This is a genomic window from Kocuria tytonicola (genome assembly GCF_003687455.1).
GTDB classification, from domain to species: Bacteria; Actinomycetota; Actinomycetes; order Actinomycetales; family Micrococcaceae; genus Kocuria; species Kocuria tytonicola.
Genome location: NZ_PHOA01000096.1, coordinates 1 through 9,180 on the forward strand (window position 1 = coordinate 1; position 9,180 = coordinate 9,180).

The window sequence follows — 9,180 nt, forward strand, 5'->3', positions numbered from 1 at the left end:
GACCCTGACCCTGACCCTGACCCTGACCCTGACCCTGACGAACGATGGCACGACATGGCTCCCATTTGTGTTCGACTCATGGACATTCTGTGATGCGAGTCCTACTCTTGGGGCACTGTCCTTCCCCGACAGCCGCCACCCCTCCCGGCAGGTCCCGCTCGCAGCTCTCTCGGAGCACCCCGCGGTCACAGTTCCCGGCAGCCACGGTGTCATCGGGCGGGGGACTCTCGAGCGTTGAAATTCAGGACAGCAAGGGAGCTGCGGGATGAGCCATCCAGCGCAAGCACACTCACCGGAGCATCATCAGACGAACACCGGTGCCGTCGTACGAATCACCACCGTGGCCGCGTTCGGCGGCCTCCTCTTCGGGTACGACTCCGCCGTGATCAACGGCGCGGTCTCCTCCATCCAGTCCTCGTTCGACGTGGGGCCCGGTCCGCTCGGCTTCGCCGTCGCGGCGGCCCTGCTGGGTGCCGCGGTGGGCGCGTTCTTCGGGTCGCGGATCGCGGACCGCACGGGGCGCATCCCCATCATGAAGATCGCGGCGGTGCTGTTCCTGCTCTCCGCCATCGGCTGCGCCCTCACGCAGAGCATCGAGTGGCTCATCTTCTGGCGCGTGGTGGGCGGCGTCGGCGTGGGCGTGGCCTCCGTGATCGCCCCCGCCTACATCGCCGAGGTCTCCCCGGCGCACCTACGCGGCCGTCTGGGCTCGCTGCAGCAGATGGGCATCGTGCTCGGCATCTTCCTGTCCCTGCTCGTGGACGCCCTGCTGGCCAACTGGGCCGGAGGCGCCTCCCAGGAGCTGTGGCTCGGGCTGGCGGCCTGGCGCTGGATGTTCCTCATCATGGCCGTGCCCGCAGTGCTCTACGGCATCGGCTCCTTCCTGATCCCCGAGTCCCCGCGCTTCCTGGTCTCCGCCGGCCGCGAGGACGAGGCCACGGCGGTGCTCTCCCGCATCCACGGCGACGACGCCGTCGCGAGCCGCGTGGAGAAGATCCGCACCACCGTCAACAACGAGCGCAAGCCCCGCTTCTCGGACCTGCGCGGCTCCATGGCCGGACTCAAGCCCGTGGTGTGGGTGGGCATCGGCCTGGCCGCGCTGCAGCAGTTCGTGGGCATCAACGTGATCTTCTACTACTCCAACGTGCTGTGGGAGTCGGTGGGCTTCAAGGAGTCCGACTCCTTCACGATCTCCGTGGCCACGTCCGTGGTCAACGTGCTGGTGACCATCGTGGCCATCTTCCTGGTGGACCGCATCGGCCGCCGCCCGCTGCTGCTCGTGGGCTCCGCCGGAATGGCGCTCTCCCTGGGTGTGATGGCCGTGGTGTTCGCCACCGCCAGCAAGGTCATGGTGGACGGCCAGCTCACCCCGGACCTCGGCCCCGTGGCCGGGCCGGTGGCACTGATCGCCGCCAACCTCTTCGTGGTGTTCTTCGGCGTCTCGTGGGGCCCGCTCATGTGGGTGCTGCTGGGGGAGATGTTCCCCAACCACATCCGCGGCGCCGCCCTGGCCGTGGCCGGTGCAGTGCAGTGGATCGCCAACTGGGCGGTGACCGTCACGTTCCCCTCCTTGTCCAACTACTCGCTGGGCCTCACCTACGGCATCTACGCGTTCTTCGCCCTGGTCTCGCTGATCTTCACCATCAAGATGGTGCGGGAGACCACCAACGTGGAGCTCGAGGACATGCACGAGTAGCCCTCACACGCTCCACCCACGACGACGCCCCGGCCCGCGGCCCGCACCGCACCGGGGCGTCGTCGTCCCCCGTGACGCGTGCATCCCGGATGCTGGACGCATTGCGGGACGGAGACCGACGGTCGGGTATTTTCGAGACACCTGTGCAGGCGCCCGGGTGTCGGGACCCGGTGCGCCCCCTGTTTTCGACGGCGAAAAGAGACTCCCATGATCCAGCAGACCGCCACCGCAGCTCCGGGACGCAAGTCCGCGGGCCACGTGATCGTCGACTCCCTTGCGGCCCACGGCGTGGAGCGTGCCTACGTGGTTCCCGGTGAGAGCTACCTGGACGTGCTGGACGGGCTCGACGACTCCCCCATCCAGACCGTGGTGTGCCGGCAGGAGGGCGGCGCCGCGTACATGGCGGAGGCGGAGGGGAAGATGAACGAGGTCCCCGGCGTGGCCATGGTGACCCGCGGCCCCGGCGCCGCCAACGCGCACGTGGGTCTGCACACCGCGTGGCAGGACTCCACCCCTATGGTGCTGTTCGTGGGGCTCATCCCCTTCGAGCACCGCGAGAAGGAGGCGTTCCAGGAGTTCGACCCGCACCAGTGGTTCGCGTCCGGCGCCAAGCGCGTGATGGTCCTGGACCACGCGGAGCGGGCTTCCGAGTACGTGGCGGAGGCCATGTTCGCGGCGCGTTCCGGGCGCCCGGGCCCCGTGGTGGTGGGGCTGCCCGAGGACGTCATCACCCGCGAGATCGAGCCCACCCTCCACCCGGTGATCCCTGTGGCGGGCGGCGGCATGACCGTGGACGACTGGAAGGCCCTGGAGGCCGCACTGAAGCAGTCCCTGAAACCGCTGTTCGTCTTCGGCGGCAACGACTGGACCGTGGAGGGCGCGGAACGCTTCACCCAGTGGCTGGAGGAGCACCACATCCCCGCGGCCGCGGAGTGGCGCTGCGAGGGCACCGTGCCGTTCGGCTCGCCGTCCTACGTGGGGCCCATCGGCTACGGCCGGCCCAAGCCCACCGTGGACCTGCTGGAGGAGACGGACCTGCTCGTCTTCGTGGGCACCGTCCCCGGGGACGTGATCACCAACGGGTTCCTGGTGCGCCAGGACTGGTCCAAGAAGAACTTCATCGTCACCATGGACCCCTCCATGCGGGGCCGCTCCGGCGCGGTGACGTACCAGATCGTGGCCAAGCCGGACGTGTTCGTGCGGGACCTGGTGCGGATGACCCTGCCCGTCAAGGACACGTGGCGGGACTGGTGCCGCCGCATGCGCCGGCAGCAGGAGGAGTTCTGCGCACCGCAGCCCGCTCCGGAGCAGGACGGTCCGGCCACGATGGACACCATGATGAGCGAGCTGGTGAAGACCCTGCCCGAGGACGCCATGGTCACGTTCGGCGCGGGCGAGCACACCAACTGGGCGCACCGGTACTTCCCCACGAACGGCTACGCTTCCATGATCTCGGCGCGCAACGGCTCCATGGGCTACTCGGTGCCCTCCGCCGTGGCCGCCTCGCTGAACTTCCCGGGCCGTCGCGTCATCTCGATCGCCGGGGACGGCGAGTTCCTCATGAACGGCCAGGAGCTGGCCACTGCCGCGCAGTACGGCGCCACGCCCCTGGTGATCGTGATGGACAACCAGGAGTACGGCACCATCCGCACCCACCAGGAGCGCCAGTACCCGGGCCACGTGTCCGGAACCCAGCTGAAGAACCCGGACTTCGCAGCCATGGCGGACGCCTTCCACGGGTTCGGGGCGCGCGTGGAGCGGGAGTCGGAGATCCCCGGCGCCCTGGAGCAGGCCTTCCGTGCCATCGACGAGGACCACACGTTCGCTCTCATCCACCTGGTGGTGGAGCAGCGCAACAAGGCATACTGATCCAGGCATAGGCACGGGTCAGAAGCCCGATCGTCAGCACTTCCCGTCCTGCCGCCCGGGGCGCCGCGAGGGCGCGGACGCGATCTCGTCGACCTCGGCGCTCCGGGCCGGGACGACGCCGCGCGCGCTCAGTGCAGCGGGTGCGCCTGCTGGTCCGCGCGCATCCGGCCCGCCACCACCGCGAGCACACCCAGTGCGGGGGTCAGCACGGCCACACCCCAGAAGATGGTGACCGGGGGCAGGACCTCCGCGACAGGACCTGCCACCGCCATGGAGATGGGCATGAGCAGGAGTGAGACGAAGAAGTCCAGGGACGAGATCCGGCCCAGCATGTGCCCCGGGACGCGCCGCTGCAGCAGCGTTCCCCAGATGACCTGACCCGCTCCCCCGGTGGCGCCGAAGACGCACAGGGCCAGCGCCATGACCCACCATGAGCCGGTCATTCCCACGAGTCCGAACGGCAGCGTGCCGAAACCCCACAGCCACACCATGGTGGTCAGGTAGTTCCGGGGCAGCCGGAAGGACGCCATGAGGCTGGATCCCACGGCCGTGGCGATCCCGTACAGCCCCAGCATGGCGCCGTAGCCGGCCACCGTGCCGCCCAGCCGGTCCACCACGAGGAACGGCACCAGCACCTCCAGGGGACCGGTGAAGAGGAAGATCGCGCTCATGGCCCACAGCAGGGTCCACAGCAGCCACGGCGTGCGGAGGCAGTAGCGGAAGCCGTCCAGCATGTCCCGGAGGATGGTCGCCCGGGGTGCGGCCGCGGCGTCGTCGTGCCCCGGAGCGTCCTGCGGGTCGTCCCGCTCGGGCAGTCGCAGCCGCAGCATGAGGACCAGGGCGCCGGCGTGGCACACCGCGATGGCCAGGACGGAGGCGCCGGGCAGTGCGAGCGACGTGAGCGCGCCCCCCACGGCGGGGCCCGCGGCGAGCTGGAGCAGCGGCCGGGCAGTGCCCTCCACCCCGTTGGCCGCGAGCAGCTGGGCCGGTGGCAGGATGCGCGGCAGTGCCGCCGAGTACGCGGGGTAGAAGAATCCCACGGCGCCCGAGAACACGAAGGCCGCTGCACCCAGGTGCCACAGGGCAAGCGCGTCCGTCCAGGTGAGGACCACGACGGTCAGGGCCGTGGCCAGATTGGTCAGCTCCACGCAGCGCAGGATCACCGGTAGCCGGAACCGGTCCGCGGCCACGCCCCCGAGCAGCACGAAGATCACCATGCCCACAGCGCCCGCGGCGGTGACGAGCGAGAGGTCCACGGCGGAACCACCCAGGGCCATCACGCGGGCCACCATGGCCACGGCCCACAGTCCGGAGCCGAACACGCTCACGCCCATGGCCAGCGCGAGCACCCTGTAGGCGGGGGAGGAGAAGGGCCTGAGGGCGCGGGGAAGCTGCACCGCCCCAGGCTACCGGGCGCCGGCCCCGGTCCGGTGGCGGTGGTCCCGTGGTCGGCCCCCGGGAAGAGGGACCCCGTGGCAGGAGACCCGCGCCCGCGTTCCGCGCCCCGGCAGCCCTGGTTCGGGTCTTGTCGTGGCGTACCGTGGAACGTCAGGAACTCTCGACCTCCCGGGCCCGTTCGAAGGAGAACCGCATGCGAGCCACCCACGTCCCCGCCACCGGAACCGTCCTGGTGAAGGAGTGGCCGGATCCGCACCCCACACGGGACGGTGAGTTCGTGGTGCGGCTCGTCGCGGCCTCCGTGTGCGGCTCGGACCTGCACTCCGTCCTGCACGGCACCATGCACCCCACCGCCCCTGAGCGCGCGGGGTATCCCGGGCACGAAGGCGTGGGCGTGGTCACGGAGTCCCGCTCCGAGACGTTCCCGGTGGGAACCGCGGTGCTGTGCGTGCCGCCCGGGGAGCTCGGCGGGACGTTCGCCGAGTTCATGCTCCTGGACGACCTCCACGCGGTGGCCCTGCCCGAGCACGTGGATCCGGACGACCTCACCGAGATGCGCCGCTACATGATGGCCCAGCAGATGGGCACGTGCCTCTACGCGATGAACCTGTACTGGCCCACCGAGATCCCGGCCCGCCGGGCGGGGACCTGCGTGATCATGGGGGCGGGCTCCGCGGGGCTGTTCTTCCTGCAGGATGCCCTGCTGCGGGGCTTCGAGCAGGTGATCGTCTCCGACAAGGAGGAGTCACGCCTGCAGATCGCACGGGAGCTGGGCGCCCACACGGTGAGGGTGCCGCAGGAGAACCTCCCGGACGTGGTTTCCGAGCTCACCGGCGGCGAGGGCGCGGACCTCGTGATCGAGGCCGTGGGCTCCGACGCCCTGCGGGCCGAGGCCGTGGAGATCGTGGCCAACCGCGGCATCGTGGGGTGGTTCGGGCTGTACGAGAGCTTCGACCCTGCCCCCGTGCCGGTCTACGAGGTCTTCCGGAAGTCCGTGCGGCTCCAGGGATCGGTGGCAGCCCAGTCCGAACCAGGGCTGGTGTCCTTCCACGAGGCCGTGCGTCGCATCCGCGACGGTGAGGTCTCCGTGGACTACTGCCTCGGCAGCGTGCACACACTCGAGGAGACCGAGGACGTGCTGCGGCTCGCCGAGCGCGGCGGCGAGGGGACCGTCAAGTTCACCATCGTCCCCTGAGACGCCGTTGCTCCAGAGTCACCGCCGCTTTCGGGGATGCTGCGGTTCCAGCGACGCCGCGCCCCGACGGTGCCGCGTCCCGGCCGTGCTCCCGGCTGGCGCGACCGCCTCAGCGGCCCGCGCCGTCCTCCGGCTCCCTGTTCCGCAGGCTCGTGATGATCTGGATGCCCACCGGGATCAGGGACAGGAGCACGATGAGGATGGCGATCAGGTCCACGTTGTCGCGGATGAACGGGATGCCGCCCAGGAGGGATCCCGCAACCACCATGATGGTGACCCACAGGAAGCCGCCCAGCACGTTCCAGCCCACGAACGCGCGGTAGGGGTGCTTCGCGGTGCCCGCCACGAGCGGCACGTAGGTGCGCACGATGGGGACGAAGCGCGCCAGCACGATCGAACGGCCTCCGTACTTGCGGAAGAAGTCCTCGGTCTGGGTGAGGTACTTGGTCTTCAGGAACCGTGCGTCGTCGGAGAAGAAGCGCCGCCCGAACCGGTGCCCCAGGTAGTACCCCACCTGGTCGCCCGCGACTGCCGCGATGAACGGCACCACGATCATGAGCCACAGCGGGATGTGCAGCGCCTGGTGCAGCAGACCTCCCGTGAACAGCAGCGAGTCGCCGGGCAGGAACGGGAACAGCAGACCCGATTCGATGAACACGATGAGCGTCATGCCCGCGAGCGCCCAGGGCCCCAGTTGCTCGAGCAGTTGGGCGGGGTCCCCCAGGGGGAGCAGCTGCGGGGCGAGGAGCCCGGCCGTGTGGATCACTTCTGGCGTCATGGTGTCCAAGTATGCCCTCCGCCCGCGGCCCCCGCGGCATCGGTCCGGGTGACGACGGCGCCCGGCCCGGTTCCCCCGCCGGGCATGTTCCACAGGCGTCCGGGGCCGCCCTGTGTTCCCTCTCCCACCGCCCCGTTGACCTGTCCCGCGCCGAAGCGCGGCGCAGCTGCCCGCTGGCCGGATGCCGGCTGGGGACCTCCCCGCAACTCGCCGGGACACCGGGCAGTGGGTCCCTGCAGCCGCGCGCGGTCCCTATGCTGTCCCCGTGCGGACTCCGCGCGGCGGCCTCACGGGCCGGTCGCGGCGGGGGACGCGCGGTCGTCCGACACTCCATGGGAAACGAGCAGTCTGCAATGGCGTTCTTCGAACTCACAGGGTGGCCACTCCTCATCCTGGTCACCGTGCTGGCGGTCTTCCTCCTGGCCGTCACCGTGGTGGTGCTGCCCAGGAACCGCCGCCCGGGCCTGCGCAAGTACGTGGTCCAGCTCGTGTGCGTGCTGCTCGTGGTCACGCTCGCGCTGGCCGGGATCTTCCTGAAGATGAACATGGACAACCAGTGGTACTCGAGCTGGGGTGACCTCTTCTCCGACGGCGGGGGTCCCGTGGCCACAGCCACCGTGGGCACGGTTCCCGTGGCCGCGAAGGCCCTTCAGGACCTGCCCCATGAGAAGTTCACCACCGTGCAGTCGGACCCGGTGAAGAACCCCGCGTTCGGCGCCCAGCTGGATCCCGCCAACACCTCGGGGCAGTGGGTGAACGTCAAGATTCCGGGACCGCAGTCCGGTCTCACACAGGAGGCCACGGCGTGGCTTCCGCCCTCCTACATGTCGCAGCCGCAGCGGAGCTACCCCGTGATCACGGCCTTCACGGGCTTCCCCGGGGACGTCCGGACCTACACCAAGGCCATGAACATCGCGCAGCACATCCGCACGGCGGTGTCCGAGGGCGCCATGCGCGAGGCCGTCGTGGTGATCCCGGACGTCTACCCCGGCAACAACGACACCGAGTGCGTGGACAGCACGCACGGCCGCTGGGACACGTACGTGAGCCGGGATGTGGTCTCCTGGATCCGCACGAACCTGCGGGTCTCCACGGACCGGCGGGCGTGGTCCACACTCGGCTACAGCGCCGGGGGCTGGTGCTCCTCCATGCACACCGTGCGCCACCCGGAGATCTGGGCCACGAGCATCAACCTCGCCGGCTACTTCGTCCCCATGTACAGTCCTGGGCAGCAGTGGAAGACCGCTGACCCCGAGTCCTACGACCTTGCACGGGTGGTCCGGCGGGAGAAGCCGGACGTGGACATCTGGTTCTTCACGGGTGGGGAGGACACCATCTCCCTGCGGGCGGTCAAGGCCTTCGCGCCGGCCGTCACGGGGCCCACCGGTCTGGTGTCCAACATCTCCGAGAGCGGCGGGCACCGGGTGGCACTGTGGGAGGCCCAGCTGAACCCTGCCCTGACGTGGCTGGGCCGGACGTCGCCCGGTTTCGCCCCCCTGCCCGCCTGAGATTGGACACCTGCTGATGAATGTCGCGGAATATGCCGCCACTGTCCTGGCCACAGCCGCGGGCGGCTTCGATCCCGCCCCGATGGTCATCATGGCGGCCGCGCTGGGGGCGGGGTTGCGGCGTCGTCACGTCGTGGGGGCTTCGGCGCTGCTCCTGGGTGGCACCGTCCTCCTGGGGCTCGGGCTCACGCTCCTGGTGGGCCCGGTCCTGCAGAGCGTGGACTGGTGGGGGCTGGTCCGCCACGGTGCCGTGGCGGCATGGGTGGAGCTGGCCCTGGGCGTTGCCATCGGGGTGTTCGCGGCGGTGCGCGCCGTCTCCCGGCGCAGGGGCACCGCCCCCGAGGAGGAGAAGCCGCCGGCCAGGAACGCGTGGGCCCTCTACGTCACGGCGCTGGTGTTCGTGGGCATCGTGGTGTTCGACCCGCCCTTCGACATCCACGTGGCGGTGGCCGCCGCCCAGCCCCTTCCGGTCATGGTGCTCGGCTGGGTGGCGTGGGCGCTCATCAGCCAGATCGCGCTCACGCTGCTGCTTCTGCTCACCGTGCTGGGCAGGCAGGAGCGGTTCTCCGCCGTCATGCAGCGCGCGTGGGCCAGGATCTCACCGTGGGTCGGCGTGGCGGTCACCGTGCTGCTGGGTCTCGCGGCGCTGTTCCTGGTCCTGGACGCCGGCCGGTTCCTGCTCCTGGGGCACTTCCTCGTCGGCTGACGCGCCGCACGGCGGCCTGTTCCCCCGCCC

7 protein-coding genes are annotated in these 9,180 nt (G+C 70.2%); 5 read left to right on the plus strand and 2 right to left on the minus strand.

What is annotated here, in order from left to right:
* Nucleotides 1-265 precede the first annotated feature (265 nt).
* Both CWC38_RS09655 and CWC38_RS09660 read left to right on the plus strand, forming a co-directional pair.
* On the plus strand, nt 266-1,696 hold the full coding sequence (locus CWC38_RS09655) for a sugar porter family MFS transporter (protein WP_121846545.1): 1,431 nt from the start codon (nt 266-268) through the stop codon (nt 1,694-1,696).
* 207 nt (nt 1,697-1,903) lie between these two features.
* Complete coding sequence (locus CWC38_RS09660) at nt 1,904-3,565, plus strand: thiamine pyrophosphate-dependent enzyme (RefSeq protein ID WP_121846546.1); 1,662 nt, start codon at nt 1,904-1,906, stop codon at nt 3,563-3,565.
* Between the two features lie 128 nt (nt 3,566-3,693).
* Here CWC38_RS09660 and CWC38_RS09665 read toward each other — a convergent pair whose 3' ends face one another.
* Nucleotides 3,694-4,962, minus strand: coding sequence for an MFS transporter (locus CWC38_RS09665; RefSeq protein ID WP_121846547.1), 1,269 nt, complete (start codon nt 4,960-4,962; stop codon nt 3,694-3,696).
* A gap of 194 nt (nt 4,963-5,156) precedes the next feature.
* Between CWC38_RS09665 and CWC38_RS09670 the strand changes: the two genes are divergently transcribed.
* Nucleotides 5,157-6,158, plus strand: a complete 1,002-nt coding sequence (locus CWC38_RS09670; protein WP_121846548.1) for a zinc-binding dehydrogenase — start codon at nt 5,157-5,159, stop codon at nt 6,156-6,158.
* A gap of 109 nt (nt 6,159-6,267) precedes the next feature.
* Here CWC38_RS09670 and CWC38_RS09675 read toward each other — a convergent pair whose 3' ends face one another.
* Nucleotides 6,268-6,936, minus strand: coding sequence for a DedA family protein (locus CWC38_RS09675; protein ID WP_121846551.1), 669 nt, complete (start codon nt 6,934-6,936; stop codon nt 6,268-6,270).
* 353 nt (nt 6,937-7,289) lie between these two features.
* Here CWC38_RS09675 and CWC38_RS09680 point away from each other — a divergent pair, with 353 nt between their 5' ends.
* Nucleotides 7,290-8,444, plus strand: coding sequence for an alpha/beta hydrolase (locus CWC38_RS09680; protein WP_121846549.1), 1,155 nt, complete (start codon nt 7,290-7,292; stop codon nt 8,442-8,444).
* Nucleotides 8,445-8,460: 16 nt separating this feature from the next.
* Nucleotides 8,461-9,150, plus strand: a complete 690-nt coding sequence (locus tag CWC38_RS09685) for a hypothetical protein (protein WP_121846550.1) — start codon at nt 8,461-8,463, stop codon at nt 9,148-9,150.
* Nucleotides 9,151-9,180: the final 30 nt, after the last annotated feature.

Excerpts from the sequence above, each read along its gene's own strand:
- CWC38_RS09655 (WP_121846545.1), top strand. The coding sequence starts at position 266 with ATGAGCCATCCAGCGCAAGCACACTCACCGGAGCATCATCAGACGAAC.
- CWC38_RS09660 (WP_121846546.1), top strand. The coding sequence starts at position 1,904 with ATGATCCAGCAGACCGCCACCGCAGCTCCGGGACGCAAGTCCGCGGGC.
- CWC38_RS09670 (WP_121846548.1), top strand. The coding sequence starts at position 5,157 with ATGCGAGCCACCCACGTCCCCGCCACCGGAACCGTCCTGGTGAAGGAG.
- CWC38_RS09675 (WP_121846551.1), bottom strand. The coding sequence starts at position 6,936 with ATGACGCCAGAAGTGATCCACACGGCCGGGCTCCTCGCCCCGCAGCTG.
- CWC38_RS09680 (WP_121846549.1), top strand. The coding sequence starts at position 7,290 with ATGGCGTTCTTCGAACTCACAGGGTGGCCACTCCTCATCCTGGTCACC.
- CWC38_RS09685 (WP_121846550.1), top strand. The coding sequence starts at position 8,461 with ATGAATGTCGCGGAATATGCCGCCACTGTCCTGGCCACAGCCGCGGGC.